Raw genomic sequence first — 21340 nt, forward strand, 5'->3', positions numbered from 1 at the left:
ATTTTATGTTTATACACTTTTAACCATAAGCTCGTTTATTAGAAAACCCTCGCTTCACATCGGGGACAAACCCCTGGACGACCCTAGTTTCGACGATCGTCCTGAACGCTGAAACCGATTTTTTCAACCCCCTTAATTCGTTCAAACCTTCAATAATACTTAAAAAACCCCGTTCTGAGCGTCGGAGTGGGTTCGGGACTGGATGATTAACCTTGCAAATATTAATCCCAACTTGTTTTGAGGGCGCGATCGACCACCTGAGCATTCGTTTGTGGGCGACCGAAAAAGTTTTGAGGGTAGATATACTTAGCGCCGTGGTAAAAATTTTAAGGGCTGCCAAGAACGTCGATCGGCTTCTCTATCAAACCAATGATTTGCTTTGATCTATGGCTTTGCGACTATTTCGACTAACTGCATACCTTGTATATATACAATAAAATAAGAATATATACTATAGCTGCGATCGTGTCAATCTCTGACTTTCAAGAAAAAATGAGCGTACGAGTAGATAAATGACTATAAAAGGAGCGAAATTTTGTTGTTCGTGGTAGTGTTTGTAAATCCTTATGGGTTTTACCCTCAATCTTGGTAGAAAGGTTGTGGGGCTTTTGCTGCCGTATCCCAGCACAGCAGGCGGATAGAAATAGAAAGAATGCAGGAGTATGCAACCACCCAAAATTAGTCTATTGGCCCCGACCCCAGACCCCGTTTTCTGTTACCTGCAATTTTCGAGCTGTGACTGTTCCGGAAAACTACTCGGTACTAAGTCATATAGGATACAAGACAAACATCTCTACAAGTCCCTCAAATCTAGGGACGCGCAGAGAATTTTGTACAAAATCTCTAGCGAACTGTATCCTGAAAAAACAATTCTTGATATGATATCGCGTGTTATTGGCGTGGTGTGGTGTGTGAGGAGCAAAGATGCCGAGTTCTGTTGATTTTAGCGGTAGACCATTTCATTTCATCGGCATTGGTGGGATTGGGATGTCAGCCCTTGCCTACATTCTAGCTAAACGCAAGTTGCCTGTGTACGGCTCCGACATTAAATCGAGTCACATAACCGAGCGCTTGCAAGGAATGGGAGCTCATATTTTTTGGAGTCAAGACGCCAGCAATTTTGAACTATTTCAAACGGCCCTTAACGGTAGCAGTCCCGACTGCGGGCAACAGGAAAGGGCAGTATCCTCGATAGTCGGGGGTACGGTAGGGACTTCTGTCGCGACAGCCGAAGCTCTCCAATTGAATGGCAACGGTTCAAGCGCCCAAGCAATTCTGGGATTGCCTCAAGTAGTATGTTCGACGGCTATTCACCCAGCCAATGCCGAATATCGAGCTGCTTTAGATTTGGGCTGTCCGATTTTTCATCGATCGGATGTCTTGGCAGCGTTAATTCAAGATTACCAAAGCATAGCCGTAGCCGGGACTCATGGCAAAACTACTACTAGCAGCTTAATCGGCTTCATGCTGATGGCTGCGGGTCTAGACCCGACGATCGTGGTAGGAGGCGAGGTAAATGCTTGGGAAGGCAATGCCCGTTTGGGGGAAGGCCCCTACTTAGTTGCCGAGGCTGATGAATCCGACGGTTCTCTCGTCAAGCTGGTAGCCAAAATTGGCATAGTGACGAACGTGGAACTGGATCATCCAGACCATTACGATACCCTTGACCAGGTAATAGACACATTTAAGGTGTTTGCCGAAAACTGTCAAACCTTGGTGGGCTGCATTGACGATCAAATCGTTAAAGACTGCCTTCAGCCTCATGTCAGCTACAGCTTGCAGCCTGACAGCGGTGCTGACTACACAGCTTCGGGCGTGGAGTACGGGGCACAAAGCACCAAGGCTCGGATTTGGGAGCGAGGAGCTTTCCTGGGAGAAATGGAGTTGAAGTTGCTAGGCACACACAATCTCAGCAATGCACTAGCTGCGGTAGCAGTGGGCCGATTGTTGGGGTTAGAGTTTTCGGCGATTGCCAAAGCGATTGCTGGCTTTGAAGGAGCTCGTCGCCGTTTTGAGGTGCGGGGTTTTCACAATGACATCCTGTTTGTGGACGACTACGCTCACCATCCTAGCGAAATTCGTGTCACCTTGGCGGCCGCTCGCTTGCGTATCGAAGGTAGCGAAAAAAATCCCAAATCCCGAAGAGTGGTTGCAATTTTTCAACCCCACCGTTACAGCCGGACTCTGACATTTTTGCCAGAATTTGCTCAATCTTTTGGGGATGCTGATTTGGTTGTGGCTTGCGATATTTATAGTGCTGGGGAACCAAATTTAGGAGAGATTAGTGGGCAGCAGGTTGCTGATTTGATTGCTAAAGAAGGCCGAGAGGTTGAGTTTGCGCCTTCCCTAGAGTCAGTCACTAAGTTTTTAACCAAAAATCTGCAACCGGGGGATTTGGCTCTGTTTTTGGGCGCTGGTAATCTGAATCAGATTATTCCAGAGGTTATGGCTTTTTATCAACAAGCCGATCGCCCCGATTAGCTCGCGAACAGAGTAGAGTCGATCGACATTATGGCGTGGCACGTTGTGCCGAAACTTCTGTCGGACGGCTCGCTCAAAGGGGCGACATAAGTTAGCTAAACGAATTTTCAACCACGTCTTCGAGCGAAGGTATTTTTAAGGATTTTCAAGATGGTGACTATCTCGAATGACTCCTCTGTTAAGGACAATCGGCGAGTGTATTCTCCTATTTCTTTGCGGGGAACTGATTGCAAGATTAACTCCCAAGTTTCGCTGGCGGGCCTGACTTCGTTCCGAGTCGGCGGGCCCGCCGAGTGGTACGTGGCTCCCCGCAGTATGGAGGCTTTGCAAGCGAGTTTTGCCTGGGCACACGATGAAGGAGTGCCGGTGACTCTGCTGGGTGCGGGTTCTAATTTGTTGGTGAGCGATCGGGGTTTGTCCGGTTTGGTCGTCGGCACTCGCTACCTGAAACAGGTGAATTTTAATCCAGAAACAGGTCAAGTGACAGCGGGGGCGGGAGAGTCAATTCCCCGCCTCGCTTGGTTGGCGGCTAAACGGGGCTGGAAAGGTCTAGAATGGGCAGTCGGCATACCGGGTACGGTGGGAGGGGCTGTGGTGATGAATGCAGGCGCTCACAGAGGCTGTACTGCTGATATTCTAGTCAATGCCCGCGTCCTATCCCCCGGCGGCAAGGTGGAAATTCTGACTCCCCAAGAGTTGGAGTACCGCTACCGGACTTCGGTGTTGCAAGGGGGCGATCGGCTAGTAACAGAAGCGACTTTCCAGTTACAGCCGGGATTTGACCGATCGCAAGTAATGGCAGAAACTAATGACCATTTCAGCCAGCGGCGGACAACTCAACCTTACCACTTACCGAGCTGTGGCTCAGTCTTCCGTAACCCTGGCCCCAAGACGGCCGGTTGGTTCATCGAACAAGCGGGACTGAAGGGATATCAGATCGGCGGCGCACAAGTAGCTCAGCGCCATGCTAATTTTATTCTTAACTGCGGGTCGGCAACGGCCAATGATATTTTTCAAGTGATCCGCCACGTTCAACAGCAAGTCGAGCAGCGGTGGTCGCTGTTGTTGGAGCCAGAAGTTAGAATACTGGGAGAGTTTCCCTTCTAAGGCATCATTGAAGTAATACGGAAACGGCAGACTGCCAGCCCACACACCATCACAAAGTAGTTATGACAAAATCAGGACAAGGATTTGGCTTCGGCCTGGGAAAAATGAAAGAACTGACTGAAGCTTTCAAAAAAGCTCAGCAGGTTCAAGAAGGAGCTAAAAAGCTCCAAGAAGAGTTGGATGTAATGGAAATTGAGGGAACTGCCGGCGGCGGCTTGGTCAAGGTTTTTCTCAGCGGCAACCAAGAACCCCGCCGCGTGGAAATCTCACCGGATGCCCTCGGTGAAGGTGCTGATGTGGTTTCTGAACTCGTCACGGTGGCGATGCAGGATGCTTACGCTAAGTCTACGATGACGATGCGGGAGAAAATGGAAGAACTCACCGGTGGACTAAATCTCCCCGGTTTCGGTTAATCATGAGTCATCAGTCAATTGTTGACTGTTGACTGTTGACTGATTGATTAAACTTTCTGGAAACCGCTCTAGTAAGGTGCGTCGCTGCTCCATGTTCGATGGAACTTGCAGATTGACTCTAAAAGCGACGTACCCTACAAATTAGCACAGTTGACTGTTGACTGACTAATAACTAATAACTAATAACTAATGACTAATGACTAAATTATTGTTTGTCTGCCTCGGAAATATCTGCCGATCGCCCTCAGCAGAAAACATTATGAATCACTTAATTAAAGAAGCTGGTTTGAGCGATCGTATCACCTGCGATTCTGCCGGAACTGCTAGCTATCACATTGGCAGCCCCCCTGACAGGCGGATGGCATTGGCGGCGAGGAAGCGAGACATTGAATTGCTAGGCGAAGCCCGCCAATTTTCCAAAAACGATTTTGAAAAGTTTGATTTGATTCTGGCCATGGATAGAGAAAATTATCGTAATATTCTTGCCCTGGATGTGGCTGAAAAGTATAAAGATAAAGTGCGGCTGATGTGCGATTTTTGCCAGAAATACGACCTTAAAGAAGTGCCAGATCCTTACTACGGTGGCCCGGAGGGATTTGATCGAGTAATTGATTTGCTGCTGGACGCTCAAGCGGGTTTGTTAGAGTACGTTGTCAGTCAAGAAAAATTAACAGTTGGCGGTCAGCAATCAATTTAAATTAAAAAAGTGTCTTTTTCCGCCCGAATATTAGCAATGCTGTAGGGGGGACAACGCTAACAAAACTCGTAACTAGGGATATCACAGTTGTCCCCGCTCCCCCTCCCAAAATGATACTGGGTGACAAAGAAAAAGTTAAACTTGTCCATACAAAATGGGAAGAATTGATACTCAAAGCAGCAATTGGCAACAAAATAGATGGATACCAAGGCATTAGCCAAGGTGTAGCGAACAAAAACAAAGTGAGAGTCGTCCATCCAATATCTGATACTAAATTAATTTCCCAATCTTTTTTGCGGAATAATGATTTAATTAACGTCCCTGCATAGTAAACAATCCAGCTTAAATACGCAAAATATTTGACTAATAATAGAATACTTTTCCTAGTTTCAACACTTACATTGGGCAAAAAATTCATAAATAAATTGATTGCATGGTGGAACGATCGAGCCGTCGCCCCGGCGGTTCCTGGATTTAAAAGACTTCTCCAAGCTGAAACGGTTGGCATAAATGTATAAGTGATCACCGCGATAATTAATAAAGAAAGCAAGACTGATGCTGCTAAATCTTTCCACCGACGCTGCTTGTAGAGGAAAGCAACAACTAAGGGTAGCCAAATTATAGGTAAGGTTTTTATTAAAAAACCTACCCAAATTGCCAAAATTGCAAAAACATAACGTTGGTAATAAATACATCCTATTAAAACGATCAATGTATTGGCAAGAAGAACGTCAAGGTGAGCATTAGCTATTTGCTCATTCAATAGCATGGGATTGACTAAATAAGCCAGTGTTATGAGGTTACGCTTCTCAGAATTTGTTAGCAAGCGCCAAATTAAGTAGGCATTGAGTGTGTGTACCAACACGCAGATTATTTTAAAAAGATAAACTGCTAGTAAAGGACTCATTGGTACACCAAGTGCTGATAGGGCAAAAAAGAATAAAGAAACCGGGCCGTAGGTAGAAGTTTGTCCCCAGTGGAGAAAGGGAGATACCTTAGAAATTAAGGTATCGGGATTATTCAGATAAGGATTAATTTTATGTAAGCTCATCGCTCCGTAATGCAAGTACATATAAATGTCACTGCTTTGGGGATAAGCTATGAGCGCAAGTGCCAGAAAGGGGATTGCATACTTGCAAATGTCTAGAAAGCTGGAACTTGTCTGTTTTTTTTGAATTAACCAGATAATATATGTAACTGTTGCTATCAAGTAGGAACCGTTAATTAGAACTCGGATGAGGCTGAAACCGCTGGTAGGGAAATCGTTATAGTTGTTTCCACCCTGTAAAACGCTGTAATACTTGGTGATTCCCATTGATGTCATCGCAATACAGAAAATTATGGAAGCTGCTAATGCTGCTGCATATAAAATTTTCTGATTTTTTAAGTAATTGTTGACCATGATGCTATTTATTGAGTGTGGTAAGTAAGTGCAGGTAATTTTCTTGCCCAGAGCGTTGGCGGTTATCTGACTAAATGGTGTTCCATCGCAAAGCGAACAAGTTCTGCTCGGTTGTTGCTGTCAGTTTTTCTGAACAAGCTGCTGACGTGCTTTTCGATCGTTCGAGGGCTGAGGTGGAGTGTGGAGCCTATTTGAATATTAGAAAGACCTTCTGTCAGCAAATCTAGCACTTGTCGCTCTCGCTGCGTCAAACTCGGAGCATTTTGGCTGGGAGAGGCGCGTGAAGCGGAGCTATCCCGTAGGGAATCGCCTGTGTTTGACTTTTGAGTTAAAAAATCTGCTTCTGGCTGGCCATTAGTTCTGCTGCGTGCCTCTGTTGGCGTTGATTCGGGTTCGGGGGAACGAGAGGGAGCCTGAGCGATTAGAGCGTAGCGATCAAGCAAAGAGCGAATAACCGCCCCCAATTCCTGGAGTTCAAAAGGTTTAGCCAGATAATTGTCGCACCCCATCTGATAGCCGCGAATCCGTTCTTGCGTGCTCGTGCGTTCCGTCAAAAAAATCACCGGCAGCAAGCGGAAAGCGGGACGAGTCCGAACTCGCCGCACAAATTCGTAGCCATCCATCTCGGGCATTGTAATGTCGGTAACAATCAAGTGGGGCTGAAATTCATCTACCAAGCCTAAAGCTTCTTTGCCGTTCTCAGCAGCGATTACAGAGTATCCGGTAATTTCTAGATAATCGGTAATTGACAAGCGAGTCGCGAAATCGTCGTCAGCAACCAGAATCGTTAATGGCATGGGGGAATTAAAAATTAAACATTAAAAGTGACTAATTTCACTTTTAATGTTTAATTCTACTGTTTAATTCTCTTGATAACTTGCAGTTAAAGTAGCCGGTTGTCCTAATTTGCCCTCCAAAGCTACGCCGCGCCCGTTGGCTGCCAAATGCCGCAGAGTTTTGTAAATTGTCTCGATTTGCTCTGGCTTTCCTGCTTTTTTGGCTATTTCTGCGACAGAAAGAGGTTTTTGGGCGTCTTTGATCACTTGCAGTACCCGTTGCTGCAAGTCCAATACAGCAGCGGCTGCTTTTTTGCCTGCTTCAACCCCTGGCTGGTGATAGGCATTGACATTTACCAAGGAACCGTAAAAACCTACAGCTCTTTCGTAGAGGGCGATTAATGCTCCTACTGTCCGAGGGTTGACTTGGGGAATTGTGACAGTAATGGAATCTCGGTGATTTTCGTACAAAGCTTGTCGAGTTCCCTGCAACAAACCAGACAAATAATCTCCTGAAGTGACGCCGGTTTCTACTTCTGGGGAAATGCCTTGCCTGTCTTGCAAAACTTCGATAAATGTTAGGAAGAAATTCGGCACCCCGTCACGCAGTTGCTGGACGTAAGCGTGTTGGTCGGTGCTGCCTTTGTTGCCGTAAACTGCGATTCCTTGATGAACTGTATTGCCGTCTAAATCTTCCTGTTTGCCGATCGACTCCATGACTAATTGCTGCAAGTAGCGGCTGAACAATAGTAGTGAATCTTTATACGGCAAAACTACCATATCTTTTTCGCCCCGTCCGTTGCAGGCAAAATACCAACTCATGGCTAAAAGGGCGGCGGGATTATTTTTAATGTCGGGAATTCTGGTAGCTTCGTCCATGACTTTAGCGCCGTCGAGCATCGCCAGAATGTCGATGCCTTGCAAAGCTGCTGGCAAAAGTCCTACTGCTGAGAGTTCGGAAGTGCGTCCTCCCACCCAGTCGGCCATCGGGAAGCTGTCAATCCAGCCTTCGGATTTGGCTAATTTGTCTAATTTGCTGTCTGTTCCGGTGATGGCAACTGCCTGTTTGGCGAAGTCGAGTTTTTGAGCGGCGAAGGCTTTTTGAACTTCAATCATGCCGTTGCGGGGTTCGGGGGTGCCGCCGGATTTGGAGATTGTAATTACTAGGGTGCTGGCGAGTTTGTCTTTAATTTTTTTGAGAATTCGATCGATCCCAGCCGGATCTGTGTTGTCGATAAAATGAATTGCTAGGGGCGGAATGTCTGGGGATAAAGCTTCGGCGACAAATTGGGGGCCCAGGGCCGAACCGCCGATGCCGATCGAAATTATGTCGGTAAATTGCGGAGCAAAGGGCGGTTTAATATCGCGGTTTTGAACTTTTTTGACAAATGTTTCTACTTGTGCTATCCCTTCGACTATTTCTTGTTTTAATTCTGGAGTGGGAGCTAAATCGGGGTTTCGCAGCCAGTAGTGGCCCACCATGCGGTTTTCGTCGGGATTGGCGATCGCACCTGCTTCCAAAGCTGCCATGTCTTTGAAAGCTTTGTCAAATTTGGGCTTCAGTGCTGCTGCGAAAGCGTCGTCGAATCCCATGCGGCTGATATCGAGGTAAAGTCCCAATCCCTCGTGATAGTAAAGCCAGTCTTGATAGCGTTGCCAGAGTGCTGCGGCGTCCATAGGAATTCTCTACAATTTTTTTAATGTTCGATCGGCGTCGTCAGGAATCCACCAATTGTAGTTTAAAACGATCTGATGTACGGCTTTTGCAGAATCCCAATAAATTTAAGTATTAGTCGTCTGAAGGCAGCCGGAGCCAAAGGCAGGCAGAGCATTCGGCAGAATCAAACAATAAAAATATGACTTGGGCAACACTCTTAGTAGGTAGATCCCTCATTAATGGTCACACCCCATAGATAGATCGAAGCGCCACAGAAATTTAACTGTGGTCGGCGTTGGCGTTTGGCCCCTGGTTTCACAATATTCAAATTTGGGCGATCGGGCTCTGTAAAATAGGCATTGCGGTGAGGTTAAATATACTTTTAACTGTCACTCAATAATCTGCTAAAAAGATAGTTAACAACGGTCAACAGTCTGAAGTGTAGTATAATATACAGATATTAGAATAAAAGTGCGATCGACTATGCTTACTCTATCTTCCGAATTAAAAGAACGGTTAGCAACTCCCCTCAAAATCGGGGATTTTGAAGTTAAAAGCCGCGTCCTGCAATCACCCTTATCCGGCGTTACCGATTTGGTATTTCGCCGCCTGGTGCGCCGCTACGCGCCGGATTCGATGATGTACACGGAAATGGTGAACGCTACGGGTTTGCACTACGTGAAGCAACTGCCGAGAATTATGGAAGTTGACCCAAACGAGCGTCCGATTAGCATTCAATTGTTTGACTGCCGGCCGGATTTCTTGGCAGAAGCGGCGCAGAAAGCAGTGGCAGAAGGAGCGGATACTGTTGATATTAATATGGGGTGTCCGGTTAACAAAATTACTAAAAACGGCGGCGGTTCTTCCCTGCTGCGAGACCCGGAAACGGCCGAGGCAATTGTGCGGGCTGTTGTGGAAGCAGTAGATGTTCCTGTCACAGTTAAAACTAGGATTGGTTGGACTGATAAAGAAATTAATATTTTGGAATTTGCGAAGCGGATGGAAGATGCGGGAGCAAAAATGATTACCGTGCACGGCCGGACTCGATCGCAAGGTTACACCGGCCCGGCCAAATGGGAGTGGATTCGCCGCGTGAAAGAAGTTTTATCGATTCCAGTTATTGCTAACGGGGATATTTTTTCTGTGGAAGCAGCGATGCGATGTCTGGAAGAAACCGGCGCTGATGGAGTGATGTGTTCGCGGGGAACTTTGGGCTATCCTTTTTTGGTGGGAGAAGTTGATTATTTCTTGAAAACTGGTGTGGAAAAGATAGCTCCGACACCAATTGAACGCCTCGAATGTGCTAAGGAACATTTGCGGGCTTTGTGGGAATATAAAGGTGAAAGCGGTGTCTGCCAAGCGCGCAAGCACTTAACCTGGTATGCTAAGGGTTTCCCCGGCGCTGGGGAATTGCGGGGCGTGTTGGCTGTGGTAGAAACGGTTGAACAAGGTTGCGATTCGATCGATCGCGCGATCGAGCAATTGCCCGCATAAACCTTACCCGCAGAGGCCAACTAGGGATTACAGAAACAAAACCAGTCTCTGCGGGCTAAGATTTAAGACAAAGTTAAAAATTTGTGTGTGGGGGAAAGCATGGATTCCTTAAAAGGGCGAGATTTATTAAGTCTGGCAGATTTAAGCATTGACGAATTAAATTATTTGCTGGATCTAGCAACCAGTTTAAAATCGGGAATGGTCAAGCTGAAACGCAATAAAGTTCTCGGCTTGTTATTTTCCAAAGCTTCAACGCGAACGCGGGTAAGTTTTACGGTGGCAATGTATAAATTGGGAGGGCAAGTGATTGACCTCAATCCCAACGTTACACAAGTCAGCCGCGGCGAACCTTTGGTAGATACAGCCAGGGTTTTAGACAGATATTTAGACATTTTGGCGATTCGGACTTTCGAGCAAAAGGACTTAGCAACTTTTGCCAATTATGCGAAAATTCCTGTGATTAATGCGCTGACAGATGACGAACACCCATGTCAAGTGCTGGCGGATTTAATGACAGTAAAAGAGTGTTTTGGTAAGTTGGAAGGGGTTACTTTGACTTATTTTGGCGATGGCAATAATATGGCAAATTCGCTGATGTTGGGCTGTGCAATGACGGGAATGAATGTAAGAATTGCTTGCCCTCAAGATTTCCAGCCGAATGCTGAGATAGTGAAAAAAGCTAAGAATATTGCTAATGGAAAAACAGAAGTTACTGTGACGGCGGACGCAGAAGCTGCTGTGAAGAATGCTCAAGTGATTTATACTGATGTTTGGGCGAGTATGGGACAGGAAGAGGAAGCAAAAATCAGGATTCCTTTGTTTGAACCCTATCAGGTAAATGAACAATTGCTGAAGTTAGCAGATAAGAATGCAATTGTATTGCACTGTTTGCCCGCACACCGGGATGAAGAGATTACCGATGCAGTGATTGAAGGCAGTCAATCCCGCGTTTGGGATCAGGCAGAAAATCGGATGCACGCTCAGCAAGCTTTGCTCGCAAGCATTCTAGAAAGCGATTAGGAATAGAGAAGGGAAGAGAAGAATCGCCCGACTGAAGAATAAGAGAAAAGCCATTATCTCTATCTCTTCTATTCTCTTTCTCTGCGCCCTCTGCGCCCTCTGCGGTTAATAAAAAAAACATAATTCACAAATCAAGACAATTGATACAACAGTTTTCAATTTGATACCAGAGGGGGCAACATTGCCTGAATTGCGATATTGAAAGCAGGAAATTCCAGCGGTGAAATGCTCGCAGTTTCCCCAAGAATTACTTCGCTTTGATACCCATTTTCAGTAGGTTCTCGAAAAACGTGGAGTTGTCGCTCATTCACATTTAGCACCCAATAATCGGCAATTCCCGATCGCGCGTAAGCTTTGGCTTTAACTTCGCGATCGAAAGTTAAGCTGCTGTCTGCCACTTCGATAATTAGATATACCTCTGAGGGAGTCGGATGGTGAGTCGCATAGTCAAAAGAATCGATTCTGACTACGGCGATATCTGGTTCGGGTTCGGAATTGTCATCAAGGGCGATCGGATCTTGGGTATAAACAGCAGCCTGATTTCCCAGAAGATCGCTCAGCACGCTGGCAGTACGTCTCGTGGCTGAAGTGTGAGCAGTTCCTTTTGCACTCATTTTGATGATATTTCCTGAAAGTAATTCGACTCGTTCCTCTGGGTGAAAAAATCCCATCTCTCCTAGTTTGTGATACTCTTTAACTGTCCATTTACGGAGCGTGAAAGCAGCTTCTGTTGTTAGCATATTTCGATTGATAAATTTATAATTTGATGTGGGATGATTTTATTTTAGCTTATGATATTAACTGGTTCCCAGGCTCTGCCTGGAAACCGAGATCTAGAGGCTCTGCCTCGGAAGCTTTTATGGAAATTGGAGGCAAGCCTCCGGATATGCGTTACCAGGCTCTGCCTGGTAACGAGTAGACCAGTTAAGATGCTCCGAGATTGATTTTTGTTACGTCACCGGCGACAACATTAACTGTTTGTTGAATTTGACTACCGTCAACTTTCAACTGATAAGTTCCTGGAGAAAGCTCGATCGCCCCAAACCATCCTTTACCATCGGCGCGCAGTTGACGCACCTTGCCAGCAGCATCGATCGACTGCAATGTCAAGCTTGCACCGTCGCAAGTTTGAGCGCACCGCTGCAAATTTCCGGCGATCGCACCTGTAGTCGGCCGCGACTTCCAAGGCATATCGGGAACGGCTGCTGCTGTGGCCCACACAGGCTGAGTTTCATAGGTTTTGCCCGTCGCAGCATCAACGTATTGACTCGGCACAGAAAGCGCGGTGTAAAACAAATCGTTGCTTTGGGGAACGTATTTCCAAGGCTGGCGGGGCAAATCACCGCTACCGCCCGATCGCAGTTCCACATTCGTGTACACGTTGCTGCTAGCGTAGGAATAGAGCACCGTACCTGCGACGTGATTTCCTTTCGCAGACGGCTGTTCGGCGCGACGAATCTGGCCTAGAGTGTCTTCAATGTAGTTGAGGTAATTGCCGGGGCCGATCGCAATTTGGCGGTTGTACTGGTGGTCTTTGGCGTACTCGATCCAGTGGTCATAAGCGACTTTTTGCGATGGTTTGTACTCGCGCTGGTAAGTCATCGGCATCGCCATGTCTACGATCCCTTCTTCCAGCCAAGCGCGCCAATCTTGCAATACTTCTTTGTAAGGCTGCGTTTGATACCACCCTGCATCGTTTTTCGGGCCGTCTCCCCAGGCGATCGTGGCGGCGGTAATTTTAACACGCGGTTTAATCGCAAGGCTTTCTACATAAAGCTTCCGCACTAAATTTGTCACCTGATCGCGCCGCCACTGCATCCACGCGGGATCGGTGGGTGCGGGTTTGCCCGATCGACCTGTTTGCTGATTGAAACGGGCGATCGCAGTCGGATTGTAGCCCCAAGTAGGCCCACCGTAGCGCACGTAATCCAACTGTACACCGTCCACATCGTAGCGCTTGAGCAAGTCCAAATAGACGGAAACAGTATAATCTACGGCGTCTGGATGGCCGGGATCGAGGAAACCGGGTGATTCCCCCCCGTAAGTCAGCATTGCCCAATTGTCGTTTCCTGGGGCAGAAGGCCCGTGTTGTTGCCAAACGTGACCGGCGGGAAGTTTGCTGCCCGAAACCACTGGCAGCGTCACCATCCAAGCGTATACTTCAATGCCTGCGGCGTGGGCTTTGTCAATCACATCTTGCAGTGGATCGAAACCGGCCGGAACGTTGGGATCGAGGGTGCGGGGTTCGATCGCACTCGTGTAAAAAGCATCGCCACGGCGGCGGACTTGGGCGACGATCGCGTTGGCATTAGCCCGCTGCGCGTCTGCGATCAATTTTGTGACTTCTTGAGGGGTTTTGAAGCCGGGGTTGAAAGCGTCCACCCAGAAGGCGCGAAATTCGGCGGTTTGGGTTTGCGGGGGCATAGTTGCGTTAGCGCGGTTTGGGAACCAGTTTGATAACCAACCAGGAGTCAGCAGAAAACTAATTGTTAAGCCAATCAGGAACAAGCTTGACAAAAAGAATGTTTTGGTATTTCGCATCAGAATTGTGTGAGAGAGCGTTTAACAGTCCTTTACGGACTTTTGGTTTGAGCGTCCGCTTGACATTTTCGCACAATGGTACATTAAGTGGGCAGATCGGTAAATAGTTGAGTAATACCGCTGGGAGAGTCGAGGATGAGATTAAAATTGATCTCGGCAAAATGGGCGATATTTTCCGATATTTCAATATAGCGGTTGAGCCAGTAAATTGAATCCGCTACACCACTTAACATAGTTTTACAGGCTAAATACGGTTTTAATGATTTTCATTTTGGCTGTATCAATGCCGCATTCAAGTTTGGAAATTGGACTGAGGGTTTTCCACTTGCCTTTATTCGCGGTGAAGATAGCATCGGCTGTTTTTTCAGGATCGATATTTTCAAAGCCTCCTATTTTATTAGTGGATAAGTAATTGAGACGATCGAAAATCTCATCTCTTGATGCACGTTTCAGGCTGACTGCTTGAGGAGGAGGAGGCGGCGGCGGTGGCGGTGATATAGTAAATACTTTAGCAATAAAATCTAATCTGGCCTTAGTCAAACCACATTGTAACTTAGTCAGGGGGGTGAAATCTGACCATTGCTCGCGGTTAGAATCTACAATTTTATTGGCCGTCTCAACTGGTTTTACATTCTTCCAATTATGCTCTTTAACTAAGTATTTAAGTACAGCTATAATAGTATCTTTTGATGCTGTGCTCAGATTGACTGTAGGATTTGCTTCTCGCGCTAGAATCTTCGCTTGTTCAATATTTGATGTTTTTGGGTCAATGACAATACACCAGGCTCGCTCTAATTGAGCTTTTTTAGCAACAGTATAGACAAAGTTATTGCTCACAACTTCATACTGATAATCGCCTGTTTCTTTGACGATAATCGGAATCCAATTGCGATTACCCGATTGTAAGATGGCTTCGGCTGCTCCGGCAATAACAAACTCTGACTCACAGCAGGATTCTGCTGATTCAATTTTAGCTAACTCCAAGTGCATTAACTTACCGATGTTTTCTGAATTATTCATACAAGAAATACTCCCTAGCTAATTTTAAGTAATACTCAGCCGCCTTTTTGTGTAGAAAAACTGCTGGCTTTCGAGAAAAAGCAGCAGTTGAAACAACTTCATATTCTGGAACTGTAAATATACTTTTATCGCTCACCGCTTTTGTATATTTAGGCCAATAGTAGGGTAATAAATTAGGATCTTTAATATAAGTGTCTCCTTTCTTAACTGTAAGAATTGCTTCAATTTCTGCATTGGCTCTTTTGATTGAAGCCTCTGTTTCTTTATGTCTATTGAAAAATATGGGCAAGGCAATGGGGCCACCGTCCTGCCTAAGCTTCTTAACTTCAGGCAAGAATTCTTTAATAACTTTAGCAGCATTTTTTAAAGATGAAAAGTTATTGTGTTCTGTTGGCATGAGGATTACATCGGAAGCTCTCACACAGCTTTTACTAAAAAAAGTCCAGTTCGTAGGTGCATCAATTAAGATGTAATCATAATTACGAACAAAAATATCAAGCAAATCTCGCAGCCTTGCTGAACCTTTCTCAATTTTTGATTCATAATCAGGAGCCATGAACTTCGATAATCCTGAATCAGATGGGATGACATCAAACACCTTAACTAATAGACCTGCTTTATTCTTCACATTAAATGCTTGAAGAGTTTCTTTAACATTAAGTGCTGTCTTAATCAGGCAATCAGATAGTTTGACTTTTCCCTCCTGTAAGCCTAATGAATCGGTTAAATCTCCTTGTTGTGGATCGAAGTCAACAACAAGCACTTTTTTATGCTCTTGTCGAAGAATCGCAGCCAAGTTGATTGTAGTTGTAGTTTTTCCCACCCCTCCCTTATCATTATAGATGCAAATTGTTAAAGCTTTGGGTGGGTTTTCCAGCAAGTTCTTAATTTTAGTAATAATTTTAATAATATTATCTTTGGTTATCCTCATGCAGTCAGTAGCAGGCAATACGATTTTACCATGTTTACGGAATAGCTGGATATCTGTTGAGTTAGTGATCATACCCCATTGAGATGTTTGGCACTTAGGAGCAAGAAGATAACCTGTTATCTGTTCTTTAGCTTTTTTGTACATCGGAGTACCTTCTGCTAAGTTCATGATTGCATTTCCTGATACTCTCCCTTTAACTTCAATGATTAAGTATGGGTTACTCTTAGCAACTGAAAATTTATCCTCATCGTGATTCTTGCGAGCAGCAAAATCAGCAGGACCCTTCCCTGTTTTAAACTGTTGTACCCACTCATCCGAGCTGAATCCAAGTGCATTTAGAAGGCGTTTGACAAATCGATCTTCGACTTCTGGCTCTTCTGCATTCTCTGAAATACTATCTAAAACTTCATTCCAGTTGATAGTTGTCATAACTTAGACCTAGATACTTAAGTAAAATCATAACGCTTGGTTTCAGTTTGTGCCATCGTTAACTACCTCCCGCTCTAGCTATATGAACAGTCAATATACTTTTGGATAAGTTATATATTTTATAGTGCGCTTGACATTTTCGCACATCGGTGCAATTTTAGGCGAAAATACACTGAACTGGCGATCCTCTTCGAGGGCTTCGCTAACGCACTTTTTGAACAAATGATAGTACCGCACTTTCAAACCCTAGCCCTTCCGGGTAACAGCTACTCAACAGCAAGCAATTTACTCGATCGAGTAGATGGCTGGCGCCAAGAAGCAACCCGAAAGTTGCAGCAAAGCCAGAGAGGAGAAAAGGGACAATTTTTAACACCTTCCTCAGTCGCAAGTTTGATGGCAGGAATGTTTGAATTTAACTGTCCCGATATATCGCTTTTAGATGCCGGGGCTGGTATTGGTTCCCTGTTAGCAGCCGTTGTTTGCGAGCTTTGCCAGCGCCCAAACAAACCGCACAGCCTGCACATTACAGCTTATGAAATTGACCTTATTTTGATTGAATACCTCAAGCAAACTTTAGAATTGTGCAGTATAGAATGTCAGCGTTTTGGGATATCTTTTACCTGTGAGATTCGCGAAATAGATTTTATTCAAGATAGCGCCGATATATTGCAGCCCAATCTATTTACACAACCAGTAAAACGGGAATTTACCCATGCAATTATCAATCCTCCCTATGCCAAGATAGACGCTAAATCCCAAGCCCGAACCTTGCTGCGTTCTATAGGACTAGAAACCAGCAATCTCTACGCTGGCTTCACAGTTGCTGCCGCTCACCTGCTCAAACCAAACGGTGAATTAGTATCGATTACTCCCCGCAGCTTTTGCAACGGTTTATACTTTCGAGATTTCCGCAAAGTATTCCTTCAAATGATGGCTTTACGCCAAGTACATATCTTTGAATCCCGACAGTTGGCATTTCGCGATGATGCGGTGCTGCAAGAAACTATTATTGTGCGCGCCACCAAACAAATAGAACAGCCAGAGACTGTACTAATTACCTCAAGCAGCAGCGCGGGCGACGACCTGGTTTTGTCTCACCAACTGCCCTATACCGCCTTAATTAATCCCCAAGATTCCGAGCAATTTATTCGGATTCTACCGGATTCTGTCAGCCAGAAAGTAGTCGAGCAAATGGCTCAATTTACTTGCACCCTAGAGGGATTAGGCTTAACAGTTTCCACCGGAAAAGTTGTAGATTTTCGTGTTCGCTCTGACTTGCGGCTAAAACCTGAGAACGGTACAGTTCCGCTGATTTATCCCGCACATTTCTCGGCTGGCGGTGTTGAATATCCCACAGCAACGAGAAAGCATCAAGCTTTAGCTGTCACGGAAAAAACTGCTGCACTCCTCGTACCTAACGAACATTATGTTTTGAGCAAGCGCTTCTCCTCAAAGGAAGAGAAAAAGCGAATTGTTGCAGTTGTCTGGGATGCCAATAAAATTAATAGTTCTAGCGTGGGTTTTGAGAACCATTTGAATTACTTTCACCAACAGGGACGCGGATTAGACCTCACCCTGGCGCGGGGATTGGCCGTTTATTTAAATTCGAGTTTGGTAGATGCGTTTTTCCGACTGTTCAACGGACACACTCAAGTTAATGCTACGGATTTACGGAATTTGAAGTATCCTAATCTAGAGCAATTACTTTTACTTGGCGCTCAAATAACAGAAATATTTCCTACACAGCGGGAGATTGATAAACTTGTCGAGAGACAACTGCTTAACGCGACAAATCCGTTAGAAAATAGCCCCATCACAATCAAGAACCGTATTGATGAATCTCTAGAAATACTTGCAGCGCTGGGTTTTCCAAAAGGTCAGCTTAACGAACGTTCCGCCTTAACCCTTCTGGCTTTGCTTGACCTCAAGCCAAAGGATGCTTGGGAATTGGCAAAATCTCCACTTCGGGGAATCACACCAATTATGGAATTTATGGATCAGGAGTACGGTAAAAAATATGCACCAAATACGCGGGAAACTGTGCGTCGCCAGACGGTGCATCAGTTTCTAGATGCAGGTTTAATTGTTGTTAATCCTGACAGTCCCGAACGTCCGGTGAATAGTCCAAAAACTGTATATCAGATAGAAGAAACAGCTTTGGAATTGCTGCGAACTTATGACACTTCTGACTGGGAAAAGAATGTTCGCGCTTACCTCGTTCATTTTAACGGAGAAAAATTATTGCAGGCTAATTCAAAAAATAAAAATAGTTTTGAGTATGAATGATGCTAAAATGCACTATTTATATGGCTGCCGCTGGCATCGGAATGGCATATACTGTGAGGCCAGGGGTTGAATTGACCGGAATTGTCGATCGCACTCAGTAAATCAAATAAGTAACTAGGTAAAATATCTCTGCAATGGAAAAAAAGCATAACGCTGGATTGTGGGTATCAGTATTATACTTCGCTCAAGGTCTCCCTTACACCGTCGTTAATTTAATGTCGGTGATTTTTTTGAAAGGTATGGGAACCAGCAACGAATTGATCGGATTGACAAGTCTTTTGTCTTTTCCTTGGGTTTTAAAAGGTTTGTGGGGGCCCGTTGTTGATTTGTATTCCACGAAACGCAAATGGATTTTAACAACCGAAATCATTTGTGCTTTTCTGTTTGCTTTCCTGGCTTTTGGCGTATTAACGCCGGCACCGATTATTATATCGCTTGTTATCTTTACGGCGATCGCATTTGTGTCAGCTACTCACGACATCGCCATTGACGGATTTTATTTAAACACTCTAAATAAAGACCAACAAGCACTATTTGTCGGGGTTCGCAACACGGCTTATAGAGGTGCTGTCATTGCCGGTAGCGGTTTATTGGTATTCTTAGCGGGGAAACTGGCAGAACAGCATTTAGTCACCGGAAATACAGGCGACACCAAAATATATCAAAACATTCCACTGTCATTTTTAGGTTCGGATTTTAGCGTGTCTGCGCTTAACTACGGATGGGCGACAGCCTTTGGCATTTGTGCGATTATGTTTGTGCTGATATATCTCTTTCAGCGGTGGTATCTTCCCTATCCTCGCAATTACGATCTGGAATCCGACACCCCCCAACGAACAACCAGCTTTATCGAAGCATTCAAAACCTATTTTCAGCAAGATAAAATAGGTTGGATTGTGGCTTACGTCTTGATTTTTCGCTTGGGCGATGCCTTGACGTTTAAAATGGCTCCGCCATTTTTGATGGATAAAGTTGAGAAAGGAGGATTAGCAGTTTCTACGTCGGATATGGGCTTATTATCCGGTACTTTAGGGGTAATGTTTCTGTTAATTGGAGGGTTGCTGGGCGGCTATTTGATTGCCAAACAAGGATTGAAAAAATGGATGTGGCCGACGGCAATTCTGCAAAATTCGACTAACGTGCTGTATTGGCTGTTGGCAATCAATCAACCGGGGATTGAATGGGCTTATGCTGTAAATTCGATCGAGCAATTTACTTACGGACTTGGCGTAGCTGCCTATACAGTGTTCTTGATGCGGACTGTCCGCCCTGAATACGAAGCATCTCACTATGCAATTACAACGGCTTTTATGGCCGCAGGAGTGCTGATTCCGGGTGTTTTTAGCGGCTACTTGCAGGCGAGTCTCGGCTATCAAAATTATTTTTTGATGAGCGCGCTGGCTGTGATTCCCGGTATGCTGACGATTTTCTTTCTGCCCCTAGACGATGAGAAAAAATTGGCATCCATGCCCAGGCCTGGACTGGACGATTTCGATTAATATCAAGTCCCATCGCTATAATTATCAGAGCCGGGTGGGGCGGGTTTACCAGTGTCTCCACTACTTTTTCGAGATTGCGGTGAACCCGCCCCTGCAGGAATATTTATGTTTTTAATCAGGGAATGAGTATAAATTCTGTGTGCTTGCGTTCATAAGATAAAATAAGGACACAACATTGTTGTGTCCCTACCGAATATCTGTATTGCCAGCCGCGAACTAAATCGCAATAAAATCACTAGCTGTTAGCGGACTACTTGGAATGCCCGGAATACTGGCAAGAACTTCGCCATTACGGGCCAGTTCAATCGTCGTTATAAAATCGCCTGCAGTAACTCTCACTTGGTTGAAGGTCAAACCTCCGCTCAAACCGATTAAATCTTGACCCTTTTGAAAGTCTACAAGTGTATCTGTACCGGCACCTGCTCCTAACACCAATACGTCGCGTCCAGCGCCACCAATTAAGAGATCCGCACCCATTGCGCCAATGAGTGTATCGTCTCCTTCTCCACCGCTCAAATTGTCATCCCCTTTGCCGCCTAATAGCAAGTCGTTGCCGCTTCCACCGCTGATAATATCGTTGCCTTTGTTGCCGCTGAGAGTGTCACTTCCCCCATTGCCAGTGATAATATCGTCCTCTGCAAAACCTGATGCTGTATTGTTGCCATCGTCGCCTACTAAATTATTAATTTGGGATGGAGCAAGAGCAGTTTGCATTGCCACAACGTTTGCTAAAAAGGAGCTTCCCGGAGCAGTTCTTAATTGCTCTAAACTGCTGCGCGATTCCAGCGATGTTCCCAAGGCAGGCAGTGCAAAGTCTAAGCCAGCTAACAGTTCTAAATAATCTGAATCTGTGAAAGTGAAATCAGGGCGGTTCAACTGGTCTACAGAGATTTCGGTCTGAGTCAAGCCGGGAGGAGGAGAACTTAACAAACCGCCTTGGGTGTGCTTTTCCAAGACAAGTAGCGGGTTGATAAGCGGGTTAGTAAATGTTTGAAGAACTACTTTTCCGGGGAGAAAAGCTTCTCCTCCCAAACTAACAAAATCGCCCTCAACTATGTAGTGAGTTACATTTTTTCCTGGACCGACTTTCTGCTTGAATGTATTGACTGTACTCTGAGCAACTCCGGGAGAATTGAAGGTGACAACATCTCCGATAGTAGATGTAAATTCGGTGGCGGCTAGTTGGGTTATGGCGCCCCCCAAGCTGTGTCCGAGAAGGTCTGGTGACAAGCGGCTGGGGTTTTTGGCTGTATCTTGACTGATTTCTGTCAACCAATTTCCTAATGCTTGTTTGTTGGATTCAAATTGGTTGAAACCGGTGCCGCGCGGGTCTGCGTTGGCAATATCGTCTACGGGCGAGTCGGTGCCACGAAATACTAAAACGGGCGGTTTGTCTGGAGTGGTGGAAATTAAGCCGATCGCGTGAAATCCAGTTCCGGGATCGTCAAAAGTGCGATCGATTTGGTAGCCCGCAGCGCTCAAACCCGTTTGAACTAAAGTTTGAGACTGGGGGTTGTTATCTATGTAAACAATTTGCTTGGCTATAGTTTCGTAAGCGGCGGGGGAGGAAGGCATATTTTTTTATTT

The 21340-nt window shown here is 45.5% G+C and carries 18 protein-coding genes; 9 read left to right on the top strand and 9 right to left on the bottom strand.

Annotated elements, in window-relative coordinates:
* Positions 1-212: 212 nt before the first annotated feature.
* From QUB37_RS03290 to QUB37_RS03310, 5 genes are all read left to right on the top strand, one after another.
* Positions 213-383 (top strand): hypothetical protein, encoded by a 171-nt coding sequence (locus QUB37_RS03290; RefSeq protein ID WP_333159065.1) that lies wholly within the window; start codon positions 213-215, stop codon positions 381-383.
* A gap of 541 nt (positions 384-924) precedes the next feature.
* Positions 925-2481, top strand: coding sequence for a UDP-N-acetylmuramate--L-alanine ligase (gene murC, locus QUB37_RS03295; protein WP_333159067.1), 1557 nt, complete (start codon positions 925-927; stop codon positions 2479-2481).
* 150 nt (positions 2482-2631) lie between these two features.
* Positions 2632-3588: a UDP-N-acetylmuramate dehydrogenase gene (gene murB, locus QUB37_RS03300; RefSeq protein WP_333057143.1), complete on the top strand. Its 957-nt coding sequence runs from the start codon at positions 2632-2634 to the stop codon at positions 3586-3588.
* 62 nt (positions 3589-3650) lie between these two features.
* The gene (locus tag QUB37_RS03305) at positions 3651-4001 is read left to right on the top strand and encodes a YbaB/EbfC family nucleoid-associated protein (protein ID WP_006634273.1); all 351 of its coding nucleotides are present in this window, start codon (positions 3651-3653) and stop codon (positions 3999-4001) included.
* A gap of 196 nt (positions 4002-4197) precedes the next feature.
* A complete protein-coding gene (locus tag QUB37_RS03310; protein ID WP_333159069.1) occupies positions 4198-4698 on the top strand; it encodes a low molecular weight protein-tyrosine-phosphatase in 501 nt (166 codons plus the stop codon).
* Position 4699: 1 nt separating this feature from the next.
* On the opposite strand, the gene QUB37_RS03315 is transcribed toward QUB37_RS03310, so the two are convergent.
* From QUB37_RS03315 to QUB37_RS03325, 3 genes are all read right to left on the bottom strand, one after another.
* Positions 4700-6100 carry a hypothetical protein gene (locus tag QUB37_RS03315; protein ID WP_333159071.1) on the bottom strand — a complete coding sequence of 467 codons (1401 nt, stop codon included), beginning with the start codon at positions 6098-6100 and terminating at the stop codon, positions 4700-4702.
* 62 nt (positions 6101-6162) lie between these two features.
* A complete protein-coding gene (locus QUB37_RS03320; protein ID WP_333159073.1) occupies positions 6163-6897 on the bottom strand; it encodes a response regulator transcription factor in 735 nt (244 codons plus the stop codon).
* A 63-nt stretch (positions 6898-6960) separates the two neighbouring features.
* Positions 6961-8553, bottom strand: coding sequence for a glucose-6-phosphate isomerase (locus QUB37_RS03325; protein ID WP_333159075.1), 1593 nt, complete (start codon positions 8551-8553; stop codon positions 6961-6963).
* Positions 8554-9016: 463 nt separating this feature from the next.
* On the opposite strand from QUB37_RS03325, the gene dusB reads away from it, so the two are divergent.
* Both dusB and argF read left to right on the top strand, forming a co-directional pair.
* Positions 9017-10027 carry a tRNA dihydrouridine synthase DusB gene (gene dusB / locus QUB37_RS03330; protein ID WP_333159077.1) on the top strand — a complete coding sequence of 337 codons (1011 nt, stop codon included), beginning with the start codon at positions 9017-9019 and terminating at the stop codon, positions 10025-10027.
* A 99-nt stretch (positions 10028-10126) separates the two neighbouring features.
* Positions 10127-11047 carry an ornithine carbamoyltransferase gene (argF, locus tag QUB37_RS03335; RefSeq protein ID WP_333159079.1) on the top strand — a complete coding sequence of 307 codons (921 nt, stop codon included), beginning with the start codon at positions 10127-10129 and terminating at the stop codon, positions 11045-11047.
* Between the two features lie 155 nt (positions 11048-11202).
* Here the strand turns inward: argF and QUB37_RS03340 are convergent, their stop codons facing one another.
* The 5 genes from QUB37_RS03340 to QUB37_RS03360 all read right to left on the bottom strand — a co-directional run bounded on the left by QUB37_RS03340 (position 11203) and on the right by QUB37_RS03360 (position 15968).
* The gene (locus QUB37_RS03340; protein ID WP_333159081.1) at positions 11203-11787 is read right to left on the bottom strand and encodes a Uma2 family endonuclease; all 585 of its coding nucleotides are present in this window, start codon (positions 11785-11787) and stop codon (positions 11203-11205) included.
* Positions 11788-11971: 184 nt separating this feature from the next.
* Positions 11972-13471, bottom strand: coding sequence for a family 10 glycosylhydrolase (locus tag QUB37_RS03345; RefSeq protein WP_333159083.1), 1500 nt, complete (start codon positions 13469-13471; stop codon positions 11972-11974).
* Between the two features lie 200 nt (positions 13472-13671).
* Positions 13672-13821 (bottom strand): alpha-E domain-containing protein, encoded by a 150-nt coding sequence (locus QUB37_RS03350; protein WP_445299999.1) that lies wholly within the window; start codon positions 13819-13821, stop codon positions 13672-13674.
* 4 nt (positions 13822-13825) lie between these two features.
* Positions 13826-14608, bottom strand: a complete 783-nt coding sequence (locus QUB37_RS03355) for a hypothetical protein (RefSeq protein WP_333159085.1) — start codon at positions 14606-14608, stop codon at positions 13826-13828.
* Positions 14601-15968, bottom strand: a complete 1368-nt coding sequence (locus tag QUB37_RS03360; protein WP_333159088.1) for an AAA family ATPase — start codon at positions 15966-15968, stop codon at positions 14601-14603. The genes QUB37_RS03355 and QUB37_RS03360 overlap by 8 nt, the downstream gene beginning before the upstream one ends.
* A 222-nt stretch (positions 15969-16190) precedes the next feature.
* On the opposite strand from QUB37_RS03360, the gene QUB37_RS03365 reads away from it, so the two are divergent.
* On the top strand, positions 16191-18254 hold the full coding sequence (locus QUB37_RS03365; RefSeq protein ID WP_333159090.1) for an Eco57I restriction-modification methylase domain-containing protein: 2064 nt from the start codon (positions 16191-16193) through the stop codon (positions 18252-18254).
* A gap of 134 nt (positions 18255-18388) precedes the next feature.
* Positions 18389-19753 (top strand): MFS transporter, encoded by a 1365-nt coding sequence (locus QUB37_RS03370; protein ID WP_333159092.1) that lies wholly within the window; start codon positions 18389-18391, stop codon positions 19751-19753.
* A 216-nt stretch (positions 19754-19969) separates the two neighbouring features.
* Here QUB37_RS03370 and QUB37_RS03375 read toward each other — a convergent pair whose 3' ends face one another.
* Positions 19970-21328: a lipase family protein gene (locus QUB37_RS03375; protein ID WP_333159094.1), complete on the bottom strand. Its 1359-nt coding sequence runs from the start codon at positions 21326-21328 to the stop codon at positions 19970-19972.
* Positions 21329-21340: the final 12 nt, after the last annotated feature.

This window comes from Microcoleus sp. AT3-A2, assembly GCF_036705685.1.
In the GTDB taxonomy this organism is placed as follows: Bacteria; Cyanobacteriota; Cyanobacteriia; order Cyanobacteriales; family Microcoleaceae; genus Microcoleus.

Coding starts and splice junctions, on each gene's coding strand:
- murC (WP_333159067.1), top strand. CDS start 925: ATGCCGAGTTCTGTTGATTTTAGCGGTAGACCATTTCATTTCATCGGC.
- murB (WP_333057143.1), top strand. CDS start 2,632: ATGGTGACTATCTCGAATGACTCCTCTGTTAAGGACAATCGGCGAGTG.
- QUB37_RS03305 (WP_006634273.1), top strand. CDS start 3,651: ATGACAAAATCAGGACAAGGATTTGGCTTCGGCCTGGGAAAAATGAAA.
- QUB37_RS03310 (WP_333159069.1), top strand. CDS start 4,198: ATGACTAAATTATTGTTTGTCTGCCTCGGAAATATCTGCCGATCGCCC.
- QUB37_RS03315 (WP_333159071.1), bottom strand. CDS start 6,100: ATGGTCAACAATTACTTAAAAAATCAGAAAATTTTATATGCAGCAGCA.
- QUB37_RS03320 (WP_333159073.1), bottom strand. CDS start 6,897: ATGCCATTAACGATTCTGGTTGCTGACGACGATTTCGCGACTCGCTTG.
- QUB37_RS03325 (WP_333159075.1), bottom strand. CDS start 8,553: ATGGACGCCGCAGCACTCTGGCAACGCTATCAAGACTGGCTTTACTAT.
- dusB (WP_333159077.1), top strand. CDS start 9,017: ATGCTTACTCTATCTTCCGAATTAAAAGAACGGTTAGCAACTCCCCTC.
- argF (WP_333159079.1), top strand. CDS start 10,127: ATGGATTCCTTAAAAGGGCGAGATTTATTAAGTCTGGCAGATTTAAGC.
- QUB37_RS03340 (WP_333159081.1), bottom strand. CDS start 11,787: ATGCTAACAACAGAAGCTGCTTTCACGCTCCGTAAATGGACAGTTAAA.
- QUB37_RS03345 (WP_333159083.1), bottom strand. CDS start 13,471: ATGCCCCCGCAAACCCAAACCGCCGAATTTCGCGCCTTCTGGGTGGAC.
- QUB37_RS03350 (WP_445299999.1), bottom strand. CDS start 13,821: ATGTTAAGTGGTGTAGCGGATTCAATTTACTGGCTCAACCGCTATATT.
- QUB37_RS03355 (WP_333159085.1), bottom strand. CDS start 14,608: ATGAATAATTCAGAAAACATCGGTAAGTTAATGCACTTGGAGTTAGCT.
- QUB37_RS03360 (WP_333159088.1), bottom strand. CDS start 15,968: ATGACAACTATCAACTGGAATGAAGTTTTAGATAGTATTTCAGAGAAT.
- QUB37_RS03365 (WP_333159090.1), top strand. CDS start 16,191: ATGATAGTACCGCACTTTCAAACCCTAGCCCTTCCGGGTAACAGCTAC.
- QUB37_RS03370 (WP_333159092.1), top strand. CDS start 18,389: ATGGAAAAAAAGCATAACGCTGGATTGTGGGTATCAGTATTATACTTC.
- QUB37_RS03375 (WP_333159094.1), bottom strand. CDS start 21,328: ATGCCTTCCTCCCCCGCCGCTTACGAAACTATAGCCAAGCAAATTGTT.